Consider the following 16,907-nt stretch of genomic DNA (forward strand, 5'->3'; position numbering starts at 1 on the left):
ACTATTTCAAATGTTTGACATTCCCTATTTTATGTATAAAATCTAAGATAACAGAAATAGCGCATATTTTTGTCGAATTTCTTATTTAATGTCGAATTTTACTGTTTATATTTATTTGAAATTAAGCACTCCAGGAAAGTAGTTCATGTTAAAATGTAATTATCGTTACTTTTAATTAATAACTTTCCTGAAACACGAAAATCTAAAGAAAAATTATTGACACTAATGGCAGAGAATGGTAAACTTATGCTAAAGATGTCGAATATTGCCGAATATACTTTTGAATCATGGAGAGGGGAAAATTAATAATGAAATCTACTGGGATTGTACGTAAGGTTGATGAATTGGGTCGTGTTGTTATACCGATAGAACTTCGTCGAACGTTGGGGATCAACGAAAAGGATGCACTTGAAATTTATGTTGATGACGAACGTATTGTATTGAAAAAATATAAACCAAACATGACTTGTCATGTAACAGGGGAAATTTCTGACGATAACTTAACTTTAGCAAACGGAAAATTAATTTTAAGTCCTGAAGGGGCAAAATCTCTAATAGAAGAAATTCAATCACGTTTAGATAAATAAGCATGTGTCATACCCCAACCAGTTAGTGGTTGGGGTATTTTAAAATAGTTAAGTCAATTTCATAATACTGACAATTCGTTCATTTATAAATGGGTGCTTACGCTTTTATCCTTAGTAAGTACACCACTTAAGTACAGATTACCCTCTACTCCACATGATAGGCTTGATACACGTCACGCTTCGGCAATTTTCGCTCTTCTGCTACAACTTTTATTGCCTCTTTACTAGACAGACCATAACCTTCTATATGGTGATTCACATGTTGCTTTATTGATAATGGTAGCCACCATTCTGCTTGCTCCTTTTGCTCTGCTTCTTTTGCACCTTCCACCACTATACAAAATTCGCCTCTAATCTCTGATTGTTTTGCCCAAATGATCGTTTCTGTTAATGAACCACGTACATATTCTTCAAACCGCTTTGTTAACTCCCTTGCTAACGTCACATTGCGATCTCCTAGATGTTCATATAACGCTTCTAACGTTTCTACTAAACGATGGGGAGATTCATAAAACAGCAAAGAGGCCTGTATGGACTTTAACCGGTTTAGTTCTTCTTCTTTTTGTCTTTTTTTACGAGGTAAAAATCCATAAAAATAAAATTCATCCGTAGACAACCCTGATCCAACTAGGGCGCACAATGCCGCATTTGCACCAGGTAAAACAACAACCGCAATATCGGCTGCCAGTACACCTTGTACGAGTTCATAACCTGGATCTGAAATCCCGGGCATTCCTGCATCACTTACTAACGCAATTGACATACCTGTTCGGAGCTTATCGATCAGGCTTGCGTCCTTCGTCAGTTTATTATGTTCATGATAACTTGTTAGCGGTGTATCAATCTCTAAATGATTAAGTAATTTTCTTGTATTTCTTGTATCCTCTGCAGCAATAAGATCGGATTCCTTTAGTATTCGAATTGCACGTAATGTGATATCCTCTAGGTTTCCAATCGGTGTGGGTACTATGTATAATGTTCCCGTATCATATTTCCCTTGGAAGCTACTTTGCGTTTGCATCCTTATCTAGTCCTTCCGCATGCATTTTAATAAGTGCTAGCTTTTGTTCGCGGTTCATTTGTTTAATTTTATATTCTGTTTGTAACGCTTCCCTTTTGGATGCATAAGTCTGTTTAAACACCGGATGAAAAGGACCACGTCCTCTGGTATACTTGGCACCCTTTCCTTGTTCATGCATGACTAATCGGCGCTCAAAATCATTGGTATAGCCTGTATACAAAGTTCCATCGCTACATTCTAATATATATACACTATGGTCAGTTTTGTCTCCCATATACTATTCCCTCTAACTCTTTCGTATATTGACCGTTTTCATCAAAAGCATATAATGGCGGAAGAATTTTTAAATCTGGATTACCATCTCTTATTCCTTCTATTAATAAAATATTAGCTTCTTTTCCTTGCTTAGGATATACGAATCTTAACCGCTTTGGTTCGATTCGGTACTGCCTAAACAGGGTAATGATCTCCACCAATCGACTAGGTCGATGGACCATTGATACCTTTCCACCTGATCTAGCTAGCATACTGCAAGCTTTAACTACATCTTCTAATGTACAATAAATTTCATGCCTAGCAATGGTAAAGTGTTCATTAAGGTTTTGTTGTTCCTTGTTCACTGATTTAAAATACGGAGGGTTGCAGGTTACTACATCAAACTTATTATTGCCAAAGCGGGCAGGCATGTTCTTTAAATCTCCATGGATAATGCTAACTTGATCGTCTAATTGGTTTAGCTTAACGTTACGGGTAGCCATATCATATAAACGCGCCTGTATCTCTACACCTGTAATTTGTGCTTCAGAACGTCTACTTAGTAAAAGCGGGATCACCCCATTACCCGTGCATAAATCTAATATCTTTCCTCTTTTAAGTGGTACACTGGCAAAATCAGCGAGTAACACAGCATCAATCGAAAAGGCAAAAACGGAAGGGCTTTGAATAATTCGCATATTTTCTTCTGCCAATAAGTAATCAAGACGTTCGTCTGGCTGTAAATCAACCATATTTCTAACTCCTCTTATATTAAATAAAGATTGAACCTTGAAAGCATGTCCTGCCCTTAAGATTCAATCTCTCATTAAATTTGTATTCTACCTCGTAAACAATCATCTACTTCAAATAGTAGGTACATTCACTTCGTTTTGTTCAAAAAAAGTAAGCAGAACAAACAATCCTCATCCTGCCTAGGACTTCCAAAATGAATATTACAAATATGGAAGCCTTCTTCATACAACCTGGCCAAGTTATCGTATCCTTCTCCGATTGTTACTTCTTTATCACTATCTGTCGTATGTTCTTGATTTGTTTCGCTTTCCTTATTCCCGTTCAGTCGATTGCGCAAATGATGATTTTCTAAAGAAAGACGATGATTTTCTTCCAGTAGCTCACTTAGATGTTTTTTTAAATCTCCCAGCTTTTGATAAAGCTGGCCGATTTGCTCCTCCATATGTGACACTTGTTCAAAGACTTCTTTTTTATTCACGCTCTCTTGCACCCCATTATTCCGTGGCTTGCGTTGTAATTACTCCTTCATTAATAAGCTCGTCTAATGTATATTCAACAACGCGTTCTTTTTCAGGAATTTCAATCTGAATAATGCGTTCAAGAATATTTAATCCAACAACTTTACCGTGACCATAAGGAGTGTTTATTTTTTGTCCTAAGTCTGGAAGCTGCTTTTTAGCTGACTCATAATCATCATTTTCATACTTTAGACAGCACATTAGCCGACCACATAATCCGGAAATTTTCGCTGGATTCAAAGATAAATTTTGATCCTTTGCCATTTTTATTGACACCGGCTCAAAATCACCTAAAAACGTAGAACAGCAAAGCATTCTACCACAAGGACCTATACCACCCAACAGCTTTGCTTCATCGCGCACACCAATTTGACGCAGTTCAATTCTTGTTTTAAAGATAGCAGCTAGATCCTTCACTAATTCTCGAAAATCTACTCTACCATCCGCAGTAAAATAAAAAATCACTTTATTGCGGTCAAAGGTGTACTCTACTTCCACTAAATTCATATCCAGGCTATGTTCAACAATTTTTTGTTGACATAATTGATAAGCTTCTTCTGCATTTTCATGATTCTCTGCAACTGATAACTTATCTTTTTCACTAGCAATCCGAATAACTTTCTTTAGTGGCAGGACGACATCTTCCTCGTCCACTTTTTTATTTGCAATAACCACCTTACCGAATTCAATTCCTCGTACTGTTTCTACGATAACGTAATCTTCATTCGAGATCTGGTGGTCAGTTGGATCAAAATAATATATTTTACCCGCTTTTTTAAAACGGACGCCAATCACTTCTATCATTATCATTCACCTCTGTATTTGAAGTGTTAGTTGCTCCATTACTAAAGCAGGATGTATATTGCTATTCAGATTTCGTTTTGCTTCTGTCAGATTAGCCAATACTGTTGTTGCTTGCTGCTTAGACCAAGAAAGTGCTGATTGCTCAATTCTCTCATTTTCATTGATAAATACAATGGAGTCTTCATTTCCGATATGATAATAAATAATATCCTTAAACCATAATAATAACAAATCCAAGCCAAGATGCAGCTGGTCACGTTCTTTAAATAAAGGCATCCACTGGTTATTAATAAATAACAAAGCTTCATCTGGTTTAGTCTGGAGAACTTCTATCAATTGTACCATTATTTTTCTAGCATTAGCAAACCACTCATCATTACTTAACTCCAATGCTTCTGTTGTATTATTTGTCATTGACGATAATAATTTAGCATTAGATGAAGATAACCCCTCAGTTTCCAACTTTTCTTGAAGCTTATTAGGGTTAAGTGGTTTAAGTGACATAATTTGACACCTAGAGCGAATCGTTGGTAGAAGAGCTTGACTGTTTTCCGTTAATAATATTGCAGTTGTCTGTTTACTTGGCTCTTCTAGGAACTTTAATAATCTGTTAGCAGCATTTGTTGTCATTTTATCTGCTTCTTGTATAATGTACACTTTTTTATTTGACTCTAGCCCTGTATACGTAAATTCCTTTTGCAAATGCAATATTTGTTCTCTTTTAATCGATTGTCCATCAGGGCTAATCTGATGGACATCAGGATGATTGCCAGAATCGATTCGGTTACAATCCTTGCACTGATGACAGGGCTCTGCATTTCGCACAAATCTACAAAAAATACTTTTAGCAAGTAGTAAACTTATGGCATATTTCCCTGTTCCTTTATCTCCTTGAAATAAATAGGCATGTGAAATACGGTCTTTCAAAATGGATTGCTTTAACATTTTACTTGCGATTGGTTGAATTTGCGCCATGTGCGTCCATGATTGCATAACATCTCTTCCTTACTGCTCGATAATCTTATTACTAGGTTTCGTTAAAATTGATAGAAGGCATCTATTGGAACAACGAAAACTGTTGCGCCACCAACCTCTACTTGAATCGGTCTTGGGATATATGAATCTGCGTTTCCACCCATTGGTGAGATTGGAGCAACCATTTGTTCCCTCTGGCTACAATTATCTCTAATAATGTCTAAGGCATCATCAACATATTCATCATCACAGCCGATCATCAGTGTCGTATTTCCTTCTTTTAGAAAACCACCTGTAGAAGATAATTTCGTCGTTTTAAAGTTTTTACCACCTAATGCATCGGTTAGTCGATTACTATCCTTGTCCTGTATTACTGCCATTATTAATTTCATGATTACCCCTCCTCATCTTTATTTATAGTCTATTCTGTGATGCTTGCCTATTGTGTATAATGTCATTGTTCTTTTAGAAAACGTGTAATGTGCTGATAGACGATGTTTTTCACTTCCGGAATTGAAAGTTTTGCATCTACCCTCTGGATCCGATCAGGAAACTTTGTTAGCAATTGTTGATATGCATCATGTACCTGGTCATGAAATTGAATATTTTCTAGATCCAAACGATTCTGTTCACGTTCTTTATTCGCTATAATTCGGCGTAATCCTTCTTTAGGATTAATATCAAAGTAAAGAGTTAAATCTGGCATTTTACCTTCGATAGCAAATTGATTGATTTGGTACACTTCATCTACTCCAAGTCCTCTTGCATATCCTTGATAGGCAAGACTACTGTCAATAAAACGATCACATAATATTATTTTACCTTCAGCTAATGCAGGTATTACCTTCTCTACTAAGTGCTGACGACGTGCGGCAGCATATAACAATGCTTCTGTACGTGCATCCATCTTCGTATGAGAGGGGTCTAGAATGATTGCTCTAATCTTCTCAGCAATCTCAATCCCACCAGGTTCTCTTGTTGTTAAAACATCATATCCTGCTTCTATTAATTTATCTTTTATAGCGGTTAAGATCGTCGTCTTACCTGCACCTTCTCCGCCTTCAAATGTTATAAAAAATCCGCTCAATGTCAGTCTCCTCTGTTAGCTACACAAATACTTTTGTTCCTTGTTCAATGTTTTTATTTTGAAAATTTGTACCTTGTGTTACCAAGTATTTTATCACTTTTATATGCCTAGAAGTAATCTTCTCCCCTTTTAACACCACTGGTATTCCCGGAGGATAAGGTACAATCGCTTCTGCAGCGACATGGCCAAGTACATCGTTCCAAATCAGAAACTGTCGCGCTTTGTTTTTCATTTCTTGATAAGAAAAGTGCAAAGCAACTATTGGCTCTTGTTCAACGTTTACTTCCTCTATTGTATCATGATAAGTCGATAATTTTAATTGATCATTTATGTGTTCTAGTGCATTATTCCAATGCTTCCAATCATCAAACGTGGATAATCCGTGAATAAACAGTACTTGCTTGTGTGTCGATAATTCAGGATAAATACCATACCTCTCAAATAGCTTAGCTAATTGGTGGCCATTTGTACCTTGATGTGCTTCAATTGTCACCTTTAAAGGGTCATCTAAACCCGAAATAAAAGGAACGACGCTCCAGTTTGTGCTTCGCTCTAACGATCTACGAAGTTGACTAGCACTGTCAATTATTTTAACAACTTCCTCTGATGATAAGTTTACTAAAAAATACCGCGTTAAATCTAAGCTCGCTAAGATTGGATAAGACGGACTACTAGACTGCAGCATCTGCAAATAATAAGCTAGTTGAGTGCTTGATACTAATGATGATTTACTATGTAAAAAAGAAGCCATTGTCATTGCTGGTGCCATTTTATGTGCGGATTGCACGACGACATCTGCTCCGAGTTCTAATGATGATGTTGGAAAATCCTCACTTATTGAAAAATGTACAGCATGAGCCTCATCAACTAGTACGGGTATTCCATATTCATGTGCATTAGTGATCAACGTTTTAATAGGATATGTTCTTCCAAAATAATCAGGATAAGTTAGGATTAATGCTTTACTATCCCGATTTTCTGCCAAAGCTTGTACTACACCTTCTATATCAGGAGCAGTATACCTTCCCAGACTGTCATCATAAACTGGTGCAACAAAAATTGGTTGAACTCCACTTAACTCCAATCCATGCATAATTGATTTGTGACAGTTCCTTTGGACAATCACTTTATCACCTGCAGAGCATGTGGCTAAAATCATTGCTAAATTACCAACTGTACTCCCACCAACTAAAAAAAACGTTTGATCTGACCCGAAATAATCAGCTGCTAATTGTTGCGCTTGTTCAATCACACCCTCAGCAGCATGTAAATCATCTAAACCAGTCAACTCTGTTACATCAATGGATAACACATCTTTATAAACATCCCGACCTAACTCAGGGAATATAGTGCCACTTTTATGTCCAGGCACATGAAAAGAAACTGGTTTTGAACTAGCAAAACTAGTAAGTACTTCATACAGTGGTGCAACCGATTGTTGTTTCATAATCAACCGCCTTTTCACATCATCTATTGTACATATTGTATCTCATTTAGAATCGAAATAGCCAGTAAGCATTGCGATGCGCAGCACTACTCGCCCCTGCGTAACTGCAATCAATACTTCTCTAGGTTAGCTACGATTGCAAACACAAAAATACCCTAATCGTCTAGGGGGAAGACGATTAGGGTATTTTTAACTTACGAATTCAAAGTTGGTTGATTTAAGTTTCTTAGTTTTTCAAGATAATAGTTATACTGACTGTCTTGTGGTTCTGTATGAATCATCTTCTGTTCACACTCGCAACATATAAACAAATTATATAAATGATAACCTTCTGCTTTTTCTTGGTCGCAAATGCCGCAAGTCTCATTATGTTCGATGACTTTCATTTTCTCCACCTCCGTTAGCTTAGTATCTCCTAATCTAACGAAACCTATACAAAAAAATCTTAGAAAATACATATATCTTAGTCTATGAAAAAAGGAATCTAATCTTGTTTGTACAGTTAAAATTTTTTTATAAAAAAGTACGCTTCGTAAATTTGGTTTTTTCATATTTCATAATTGAACTGAAATCCGACGTAACGTTTTAATAATAAAGGTGCGTGTTTTGACACCGTTCCGTCAGAATACTTCGCTTTCCGCGGGGAGCGAAGTATTCTGCCTCCACTGCATAGGTTTTCTAATGGTAGGTAGAGCGTTAAAAGCAGAAGATCCTAAGTCAGCGGAAGAAATACACTTTGACTCCTCGAAAATACAACCCAATTTTCTTCGTGCGATGTATCGCTGTCGTAGCTTTCCTTGTCCTGCGGGACTAGTGGCCTAAGTGAGACCCCGCAGGAGCGAAGCGACGAGGAGGCTCACTAGCCCCCCACGGAAAGCAAAGTGTATTTCTGGAGCGGGTGAAAGCACTATCCATATAGTTAAACCAGAGTTTAGCTGTTTTGCGCAATAACAACAACAGTTTTCACAAAATAAAAAGAGCTACCTTAACGATAGCCCTTTCTAACCAAATATAAAAATATGCATAGCTGCAAGTGAAGCTAATCCAGGTATTCCCAGAAATCCAGTAATAACCGCTGTGAAAATGTTAATTGGTAAATGCAACCCTAATGACGCTCCAAATACATTAAAAAAGAACAGAAATAAAACTCCTATGACAAGTTTAACCCCTGACTGTGCAACAAAACGCATTGGTTTTAACGGAGCACCTACAATTAACAATATCGCAATTAGAACAACCATACTTATAACAATGACGGTCGAATCCAAGTTTATACGTCCTCCTTCTGCTTGTCCTCCTTATATTTTATGAGCACAAGACAAAAAAAGAACTATCCTTCACATGATTTATTAAAGTGCACTAATGTTTCTAAACCTTGCTTCTCTTAATAAATAGTAATACTTCACTTCAGCTATTAATAGCTCATGCAAGCCACTTTCACTAGGATCCACACTTCGTTCAATAATTGACTTTAAATTTTTTGATTCTTTTTTTAACTGAAAAATATCCTGAAGCAGCTGTTCATCCATAACATTTTTTCTTACCTTCCGACTCGCACGCATGGTTCCACCCGCTCCTACAATTCTCTTCTTCCTTCTAATGCTTTGGATAGCGTTACTTCATCCGCATACTCCAAATCTCCACCCATCGGTAAACCGTGGGCGATTCGGGTTATCTTAATTCCTGAAGGCTTGACCAACCGAGAAATGTACATCGCGGTCGCTTCACCTTCTATATTAGGATTCGTTGCCAAAATTAATTCCTCAACCTCTTCGTCCTTCAATCGGTTGAGCAAACTGGGTACATTTATGTCCTCTGGACCAATGCCATCCATAGGTGAAATAGCACCGTGGAGTACATGATATTTTCCTCTAAATTCTTTCATCTTTTCCATGGCAATTACATCTTTAGGATCTTGGACGACACATATAAATGAATTATCTCTTGTCTCATCCTGACATATAGCACATGGATCTTGATCTGTTATTTGACCACATATTGTACAATGCGTTAACTCTCTTTTGGCATTAACGAGTGCTTTTGCAAAATCTAGTACGTCATCTTCCTTCATGTTCAAAACAAAAAAGGCCAGACGAACAGCCGTTTTGGGCCCGATTCCTGGCAATTTTGTAAAGCTATCAATTAGCTTTGAGATTGGTTCTGGATAATACATGAGACCTGCCTCCTAGAACATTCCGCCAGGTAAATTCATGCCTTTCGTGAATTGTCCCATTGTGTCGTTCGATTTTTCTTCGACTTGCTTTAATACATCATTTGTTGCTGCCATAATTAAATCTTGTAACATATCCACGTCATCCGGATCAACGACTTCCTCTTTAATTTCTACATCAACAATTTGTTTATTTCCATTAGCAACAACTTTGACCATTCCGCCACCTGCTGTAGCCTCGAAAGTCATTTCTTGTAGTTCTTCTTGAGCCTTCATCATATCTTTTTGCATTTTTTGCATTTGTTTCATCATTTTGTTCATGTTACCACCACCCATACCACCACGCATGGAAATCCCTCCTCAGAATTGTTTATATTTTAATCATGAATCTCTAACAAATCATCACCAACAAGTTTTCTTGCCTGATCAATTAGCGGATCTTCTTCATTTTGTTGTGGATTTGTTTCTTCTTCTTGCTCTTGTTGTTTTTTAACGTATTCTTCGCGAAGTTCTTGCCAGTTCATCTCAGGAATTGGAATAACGGCAATTTCTTTCCCGATGATATCCGCTAATATTGATTCTATCGTTTGTTTATGCTCTAAAGCAAGCGAACAATGAATTTCATATCGAAAAGCAACGACAAGTGCTTTATCGGATGCAGCACTTGGTTTACTATTTTGAATTGTAGCATGTGCTGGTGCATTTTGTTTTTTTAATGCATCTAAAAAATTACCCCAGTTGCTTTGAATTTGTTTTAGTTCGGTTTTAGATGCTTCTCCGAGCACTTGTCTTATTCGCTCAAATGGTATTCTATAGCCATTTTTTGTTGATCTTGATGGTGTCCGTTTAGGCGTATTCGGTTGTGTTGATCCTTCTTGAATAGCAACTGGTTGATTTTTTAAATTTGTTAGCTGTTTTTCCAATGCTTCTATTTTACGACTTAGTGCCTGGACAGCTTCGGATGAATCTGCTGATTTATTTTGTTGATTATCTGTAATCGTTAAAATGGCAATCTCTATAAATACTTTTGGACTATTCGTCCACTTTATTTCTTGCTGACATTGATTTAATTGCGTTATGGCTTGTTGTATCCATTTAGCACTGATTTGTTCAGAAAGTTGGTTAAACGTATCATTAACGATTGCTCGTTCTAATAATTGTTCCAATCCTGGAGCACTTTGATACAAAAGCAGATCACGTAAATAATAAATTAAATCAAATACAAATCGACCCGGGTCTTTCCCCGATTGAATGATATCGTCTACATGCTGCAACGCTTGCTGTACATTTTGATTGGACATGGCATCAACGACTTGGGCAAGCTTTTCCTGTGATACAGAACCTGTTACCGCAAGCACATCGGTTAATTCGACTTGGTCTTCACTGTAAGAGATTGCTTGATCCAATAAACTAAGTGCATCACGCATACCACCTTCAGCAGATAGCGCAACTGCTCGCAATGCTTCATCCGTTACGGCAACTGCTTCTTCGTCTACGATCTTTCGCATTCTTTCTTCCATTGCCACTTGGGAAATTCGTTTAAAATCAAATCGTTGGCAACGAGAAATAATCGTCAATGGTATTTTATGTGGTTCCGTTGTAGCTAGAATAAAAATAACATGCTTCGGTGGTTCTTCTAAAGTTTTTAACAAAGCATTGAAGGCACCAATCGAAAGCATATGCACTTCATCGACAATGTAGACTTTGTACGTTACTGCTGTAGGTGCATATTTCACTTTATCTCTTATATCGCGAATTTGTTCTACCCCGTTGTTAGACGCAGCATCAATTTCAATGACATCAGAGATCGAACCGTCTTGAATGCCACGGCAAGCATCACACTGATTACACGGTTCCTTTACGGGTGACTGTTCGCAGTTTACCGTTTTAGCAAAGATTTTAGCCGCACTCGTTTTTCCGGTACCACGTGGCCCAGAAAACAAATAAGCGTGTGAAAATTTCTCTTGTATAATTGCGTTTTGTAGCGTTCTGGTAATATGCGATTGACCAACAACATCTGAGAAGTTTCTTGGACGCCAAACGCGATATAATGCTTGATAGCTCATAGTCATAAACCTCTCTAAAGCGTTTAATTAAGAAAAGCTCAGGGCCCCGTTTAGCAAATTACGGACTGAGCCGTAGGAGATAAAGGAAACATGCCCCTGCATAAGGGGTATGTCGACGTTGGACGGCAAGTCCCCTCTTAGTCGACTTTCGACAAATCTGGAGTCGATGTTAACTTATCGTGTCATGAGGTGAAGAAAGTCTCGCTAGTTGCTGGGCGGTGGAGCTAGACACCTTCGAATTTTTATACTTTCTTATCCTGGAAAAAAACTTCGTGATTCTATTATAACGTAATCGAATATGTAATGTGAACCTTCACAACAAACAATCAAAATAAATGTAAAAACCTCTTGCCATAAGTGACAAGAGGTTTGATTATTGAATATAACGCCGTGCACCCAACTTCGATGAAACAACCCTAAGCGTTACTTAAGTTCATGGCTCGACCCAGGCTTCCCCGCGGCACACGAGAAAAACCGCTTACTGCTGCTTCCTTCCGGACCTGACAGGGTTCACGGGTTCCCGTTGCGCAGGACCCGAGTGTCAGCACCAATCCCTTAAGGCAGACCTTAAAGCTGTTCCACCTCAGAAGGGAATTCAGCCTCGCTATAGCGGATTGCGAGTGCAGGGCACCGCTACCTCCCCGCCTAGCACGGCAAATTTGCTAACTATTTGGTTTGCACTTTTTATAGTGCATGATTTAGTATAGCGACTTTTTAACAAAAATGCAATGGTTCAAGCCCTGTAAATATTTTCTGTTTTATCCAACGTTGTTTTTGGATATTCATTTCCTATAGCAAAAACCATATTAGCGCCTTTTTGCATCTCTTAGCCTTCGAAAAAAATCAGACAACAATTTGCCGCAGGTTTCTTCCATCACTCCTCCTGTAACCTCAGCGCGATGATTAAATCTTGAATCCTCTAATAGATTCATCAACGAACCAACACAGCCCGCTTTCGAATCATAAGCACCGAATACAACACGTGGTATTCTTGATTGTAATATAGCACCAGCACACATTGGACATGGTTCTAATGTCACATACAAGGTGCATTCCTCTAGCCGCCAGCTGCCTATTTTTTCATTCGCTTTGTCGATCGCAATTAATTCTGCATGCGAAGCCGTCGTTTGCAATGCTTCTCTTAAATTAAATGCCGTAGCAATTACTTCATCCTGATAAACGATGATTGCTCCTATTGGTACCTCGCCTAAGGTTTCCGCTTTTTTAGCTTCCTGTATCGCCATTTCCATAAACTCTTCATCGGTCATCTTCATCCCACTTTTCTTACAATATTCATTGTCATTCTACTGATTTTAGCCAATCACACCAAAGTTCTAGTCCGTTAAACCCTTATGTGACTGTTATTGAAATTGGCATAGCATGTATTATCAATACAAATTAATACTATTAAAATTCGAAAAACAACAAACAGTATGTGTAAGAAAGGAGTCTTTATGATGCAAATAGAAAATACTGCTGTCGTTTTTATCGACGTGATCAATGATTTTAAATTTTCTGCCGGTGATAAGTTACTTCATAATACAAAACAAATCGCTCCAAATTTAATCAAGTTAAAACAATTTGCCAAAACGCATCACATGCCTGTTATTTATGTGAATGACCATTATGGCATGTGGCAGGCTGACAAACAAAAAATATTCGACTATTGTTATAATCCGCAAAATGCAGATTTTTTAGAACAAATACGGCCAACAGATCAGGATTATTTTTTAACGAAGCCAAAATTATCTGCTTTCTATCAAACAGCGCTTAGTTCTCTGTTAAGAGCATTAAAAGCTCAAAATATTATTCTAGCTGGTATCGCAGGTAATATTTGTGTGCTGTTTACTGCCAATGACGCACATATGCGTGATTTTTCTATTAGTGTACCAAAAAATTGTATAGCCTCCAACGAAATCCATGAAAACGAACAAGCTTTGCAATTAATGCACGTTGTTCTCAGCGCAAATATTGAAGCAATATGAGTCAATTTCATATTTTCTTGCACCTCAGATATTTTGGAACAGGATGATCCAACTAAGTGTGGATCTAAATAGCTAAAAAATCAGTATTGTGAAATTGACTAAACATAAGAAAAACCGTCAACAATTCCAATATCTCCTCATAGGCTGATAAAGGATAACTACGCCTAAAGAGGAGGAACTTATTTGCAAATACATGTTGTTAGTCGAGGGCAGTCACTTTATTCGATCGCAAATGCTTACGGAACAACCGTAGACGCTTTAGAAACAGCAAATGAATTGGACGCGCCAGCAAATCTTGTCGTTGGGCAAGCACTTGTTATTCCAATTGTAGGTCAATTTTATTATGTCCAACCTGGGGATAGCTTGTACACGATTGGCCAACGATTTGGAATTCCCTATCAAGAAATAGCCAGAGTAAACAATATTTCCGTTGATCAGCAGTTAGAAGTCGGATTTCGACTTTATATCCCAGAACAACCTGAACCAATTATTGAATCAAATGCGTACATTGAACCATATGGAGAAACTGTTTCGGAAACATTGGTAAACTCAGCGCGAAAAAATGCTCCATTTCTTACCTATTTAGCACCATTTAATTATCGTGTAACAAGAGAAGGGGCACTAATTGCACCACCTCTTGATGATTTTGCTACAATTGCAGCTAATAATAATGCGACATTAATGCTTGTTCTTTCTAATTTAGAGGAAGGGGCATTTAGTGCTGAGTTAGGTAGAATTATTGTAACGAATGAAACTGTACAAAACACTTTATTAGACAATATTATTGCAACAGCAAGAGAAGTTGGTTTTAGGGATGTGCACTTTGATTTTGAATATTTGCCTCCAGCAAATAAAGAAGACTATAATAATTTTTTAAGAAAAGCAAAAGCACGACTATCTAATGCTGGGCTATTAATGTCAACTGCACTAGCACCAAAAACGAGTGCGACCCAAGAAGGGGAATGGTATGAGGCACACGATTATGCTGCACACGGTGAAATTGCTGATTTTGTCGTACTAATGACCTATGAGTGGGGATATAGTGGAGGACCTGCCATGGCAGTTGCACCGATCGGTCCTGTCCGTGAAGTGGTAGAATATGCGCTAACAGAGATGCCTGCAAATAAGATTATGCTAGGGCAAAATTTATACGGTTATGATTGGACATTACCGTATGTAGCTGGAGGTCAATATGCGAAAGCACTAAGCCCTCAACAAGCGATTACGCTTGCTAGAGAGCAAAATGTGCCAATTCAATATGATACCGAGGCACAGGCACCATTCTTCTTCTACACCGACAATGAAGGTAATCGACATGAAGTATGGTTTGAAGATGCTCGTTCCATACAAGCAAAATTTAATCTGATCAAGGAATTAAACTTAAGAGGTATCAGCTATTGGAAATTGGGCTTGGCATTTCCACAAAATTGGCTGCTTTTAGAAGACAACTTCACAATTAAAAAGCGTGGCTAAAAAAATCCCGAGATTAATCTTCTCGGGTTTTTTTTAGTTTAGTCAATTTCATAATACTGATTTTTAGCCATCTTCATCCATATATATTCGGATTTAACCGTCTCCGAACTATATATGGATGAAGATAGCTGTATAAGGTAATTATGAAATTGACTCAGTTGCATAGGAAATTTAAAATATCTAAATGTGGATAACATTAAGCATTAGTCACGGCCAGCGACTAGCGAGACTTCCCTCACTTCATGACACGATAAGTCAACATCGACTCCAGATTTGTCGAAGGCCGACTAAGAGCGGACTTGCCGTCCAACGTCGAAGCCTACTCTGGTCCTACGGTTCAGTCCAGTCCGTACGTCGCTAACCGGCGTTCTGCGCTTTTGTTCCCTTAATATGACATAATTCATACGTTTTGATTACAAAACTAAATTTTTGTATCAGTTTAGTGTAAAATATATTATGATATGTTTTGAACTAAATAATGAAGTCATTTTCATAATACTGTTTTTCAACTAATTATATGCGCACATATATGGGTTACCACTTCCAAACTATATGCGGTTATGATTTTGCCCGTAAGGTAATTATGAGTTGACTCAGCAATGGATAAAGTGAGGAATGATTTTGGATAATATAAGAGCAGATAGAAGAAAAAAACAACGTTGGAGAAAAAGAGTAATTATTCTTGTTTTAATATTGGTGCTTCTTATTATTGGATTTGGTGTTTACGTATTAGTCAATGCCTTGGATGCGGCAAGTGACTCATATGAAGGCCTCGACCGTGAAGGGGAAAAATCCGATTTGCGAGAAGAAGCTGTTACAATTGGAGATGACCCAATTTCTATCCTGTTATTAGGAATTGAAGATTACTCTTCTGGTGGAGAGCATGGACGAGCAGATACACAAATCGTTGTTACGTTAAATCCAGATACGAAGAAAATGACCATGACATCGATAAACCGAGATACTCGTGTAGAATTAACAAAGGTCGACCAATATAATGGCTTTCATAAAATTAATGCTGCCTATACGTATGCTTCCTTAACAGGATATGGAGCAAATAAATTAGCTGTTGAAACGGTGGAAGACCTACTTGATATCCCAATTGATAAGTACCTTGCTGTTAACTTTGAAAGCTTTCGTGACATCGTTAATGTACTAGGTGGCGTAACGATTGACGTAAAAGAAGGATTTTGGGAAGAAAACATTTACGATAGTAATAATCGAATATATTTTGATGCAGGAAAACAAAAGCTTTCTGGCGAAGAAGCACTTGCTTTTGTAAGAATGCGTAAGCGTGCGGTAAACAATACCTATCCTCGTGAAGAAAGACAGCGCCAGTTTATTAAAGCATCGATTGATCAAGCGATCTCTGCAGGAACGATATTCAAGGTTGGACAAATATCTGATATTCTTGGGGAAAATGTCGAAACAAATTTAAAACCAGCAGAAATTTATGCACTGCAGCGCGCTTATTCATCTATGGACGCTTCTACCATTGAAACGATTGAGCTTGAAGGTAATCCAGATGTAATTATTGATGGATCTTATTATTTCTTGCCAGATGAAGATAGTCTACAAGAAGTATCTCAACGATTGAAGGAAGAGCTTGGATTATTAAAGGATCCAGTTGAAATTGAATAGCTATCATGAATGAAAAAGATGAGGATTATTCCTCGTCTTTTTTTATGCTCTTTTTCGTAAAATGTGTTGTTTTTTATACTTCAGATTTGAAGTAAAATGCGTCGTAGTAGTGATTGCTAATCCGG

20 protein-coding genes and 1 other RNA gene are annotated in these 16,907 nt (G+C 37.6%); 4 read left to right on the plus strand and 17 right to left on the minus strand.

Translation table 11 applies throughout. The features are described 5' to 3' along the window. Positions 1-308 precede the first annotated feature (308 nt). A complete protein-coding gene (locus tag ACI6MV_RS20650; protein WP_407272238.1) occupies positions 309-587 on the plus strand; it encodes a transition state genes transcriptional regulator AbrB in 279 nt (92 codons plus the stop codon). Between the two features lie 145 nt (positions 588-732). Here the strand turns inward: ACI6MV_RS20650 and rsmI are convergent, their stop codons facing one another. The 17 genes from rsmI to tadA form a co-directional block, all read right to left on the minus strand. Continuing rightward, on the minus strand, positions 733-1,608 hold the full coding sequence (rsmI, locus tag ACI6MV_RS20655; protein ID WP_407272218.1) for a 16S rRNA (cytidine(1402)-2'-O)-methyltransferase: 876 nt from the start codon (positions 1,606-1,608) through the stop codon (positions 733-735). Next, a complete protein-coding gene (locus ACI6MV_RS20660; RefSeq protein WP_407272219.1) occupies positions 1,592-1,882 on the minus strand; it encodes a GIY-YIG nuclease family protein in 291 nt (96 codons plus the stop codon). Before ACI6MV_RS20660 ends, rsmI begins: the two co-directional genes overlap by 17 nt. Next, entirely contained in the window at positions 1,866-2,615 is a 750-nt protein-coding gene (locus tag ACI6MV_RS20665) for a tRNA1(Val) (adenine(37)-N6)-methyltransferase (protein ID WP_407272220.1), read from the minus strand. The genes ACI6MV_RS20660 and ACI6MV_RS20665 overlap by 17 nt, the downstream gene beginning before the upstream one ends. Positions 2,616-2,743: 128 nt before the next feature. Continuing rightward, positions 2,744-3,094, minus strand: a complete 351-nt coding sequence (gene yabA / locus ACI6MV_RS20670) for a DNA replication initiation control protein YabA (RefSeq protein ID WP_407272221.1) — start codon at positions 3,092-3,094, stop codon at positions 2,744-2,746. Between the two features lie 16 nt (positions 3,095-3,110). Continuing rightward, positions 3,111-3,938 carry a PSP1 domain-containing protein gene (locus tag ACI6MV_RS20675; protein ID WP_407272222.1) on the minus strand — a complete coding sequence of 276 codons (828 nt, stop codon included), beginning with the start codon at positions 3,936-3,938 and terminating at the stop codon, positions 3,111-3,113. A gap of 6 nt (positions 3,939-3,944) precedes the next feature. After that, positions 3,945-4,931: a DNA polymerase III subunit delta' gene (holB, locus tag ACI6MV_RS20680; RefSeq protein WP_407272223.1), complete on the minus strand. Its 987-nt coding sequence runs from the start codon at positions 4,929-4,931 to the stop codon at positions 3,945-3,947. Between the two features lie 44 nt (positions 4,932-4,975). Further along, positions 4,976-5,305: a cyclic-di-AMP receptor gene (locus tag ACI6MV_RS20685; RefSeq protein WP_407272224.1), complete on the minus strand. Its 330-nt coding sequence runs from the start codon at positions 5,303-5,305 to the stop codon at positions 4,976-4,978. 62 nt (positions 5,306-5,367) lie between these two features. Further along, complete coding sequence (tmk, locus tag ACI6MV_RS20690) at positions 5,368-6,000, minus strand: dTMP kinase (RefSeq protein ID WP_407272225.1); 633 nt, start codon at positions 5,998-6,000, stop codon at positions 5,368-5,370. A 19-nt stretch (positions 6,001-6,019) separates the two neighbouring features. Then, positions 6,020-7,447 (minus strand): aminotransferase class I/II-fold pyridoxal phosphate-dependent enzyme, encoded by a 1,428-nt coding sequence (locus ACI6MV_RS20695; protein WP_407272226.1) that lies wholly within the window; start codon positions 7,445-7,447, stop codon positions 6,020-6,022. Between the two features lie 194 nt (positions 7,448-7,641). Then, the gene (locus ACI6MV_RS20700) at positions 7,642-7,833 is read right to left on the minus strand and encodes a sigma factor G inhibitor Gin (RefSeq protein ID WP_407272227.1); all 192 of its coding nucleotides are present in this window, start codon (positions 7,831-7,833) and stop codon (positions 7,642-7,644) included. Positions 7,834-8,448: 615 nt separating this feature from the next. Further along, a complete protein-coding gene (locus ACI6MV_RS20705; RefSeq protein ID WP_407272228.1) occupies positions 8,449-8,715 on the minus strand; it encodes a pro-sigmaK processing inhibitor BofA family protein in 267 nt (88 codons plus the stop codon). Positions 8,716-8,796: 81 nt separating this feature from the next. Beyond that, the gene (locus tag ACI6MV_RS20710; protein ID WP_407272229.1) at positions 8,797-9,009 is read right to left on the minus strand and encodes a YaaL family protein; all 213 of its coding nucleotides are present in this window, start codon (positions 9,007-9,009) and stop codon (positions 8,797-8,799) included. A 14-nt stretch (positions 9,010-9,023) separates the two neighbouring features. Then, positions 9,024-9,620: a recombination mediator RecR gene (gene recR, locus ACI6MV_RS20715; protein ID WP_407272230.1), complete on the minus strand. Its 597-nt coding sequence runs from the start codon at positions 9,618-9,620 to the stop codon at positions 9,024-9,026. A gap of 12 nt (positions 9,621-9,632) precedes the next feature. Next, positions 9,633-9,965, minus strand: coding sequence for a YbaB/EbfC family nucleoid-associated protein (locus ACI6MV_RS20720; protein ID WP_407272231.1), 333 nt, complete (start codon positions 9,963-9,965; stop codon positions 9,633-9,635). 29 nt (positions 9,966-9,994) lie between these two features. Further along, a complete protein-coding gene (dnaX, locus tag ACI6MV_RS20725) occupies positions 9,995-11,683 on the minus strand; it encodes a DNA polymerase III subunit gamma/tau (RefSeq protein WP_407272232.1) in 1,689 nt (562 codons plus the stop codon). A 388-nt stretch (positions 11,684-12,071) separates the two neighbouring features. Beyond that, an RNA gene (gene ffs / locus ACI6MV_RS20730) (signal recognition particle sRNA large type) lies at positions 12,072-12,337 on the minus strand. 152 nt (positions 12,338-12,489) lie between these two features. Next, positions 12,490-12,951 (minus strand): tRNA adenosine(34) deaminase TadA, encoded by a 462-nt coding sequence (gene tadA / locus ACI6MV_RS20735; protein WP_407272233.1) that lies wholly within the window; start codon positions 12,949-12,951, stop codon positions 12,490-12,492. A gap of 189 nt (positions 12,952-13,140) precedes the next feature. On the opposite strand from tadA, the gene ACI6MV_RS20740 reads away from it, so the two are divergent. From ACI6MV_RS20740 to ACI6MV_RS20750, 3 genes are all read left to right on the plus strand, one after another. After that, positions 13,141-13,668: a cysteine hydrolase family protein gene (locus ACI6MV_RS20740; protein WP_407272234.1), complete on the plus strand. Its 528-nt coding sequence runs from the start codon at positions 13,141-13,143 to the stop codon at positions 13,666-13,668. Between the two features lie 183 nt (positions 13,669-13,851). After that, positions 13,852-15,141 (plus strand): LysM peptidoglycan-binding domain-containing protein, encoded by a 1,290-nt coding sequence (locus tag ACI6MV_RS20745; RefSeq protein WP_407272235.1) that lies wholly within the window; start codon positions 13,852-13,854, stop codon positions 15,139-15,141. A 621-nt stretch (positions 15,142-15,762) separates the two neighbouring features. After that, positions 15,763-16,782: an LCP family protein gene (locus ACI6MV_RS20750; protein WP_407272236.1), complete on the plus strand. Its 1,020-nt coding sequence runs from the start codon at positions 15,763-15,765 to the stop codon at positions 16,780-16,782. Positions 16,783-16,907: the final 125 nt, after the last annotated feature.

This window comes from Radiobacillus sp. PE A8.2, from assembly GCF_045635475.1.
Classification (GTDB): domain Bacteria; phylum Bacillota; class Bacilli; order Bacillales; family Amphibacillaceae; genus JBJGXI01.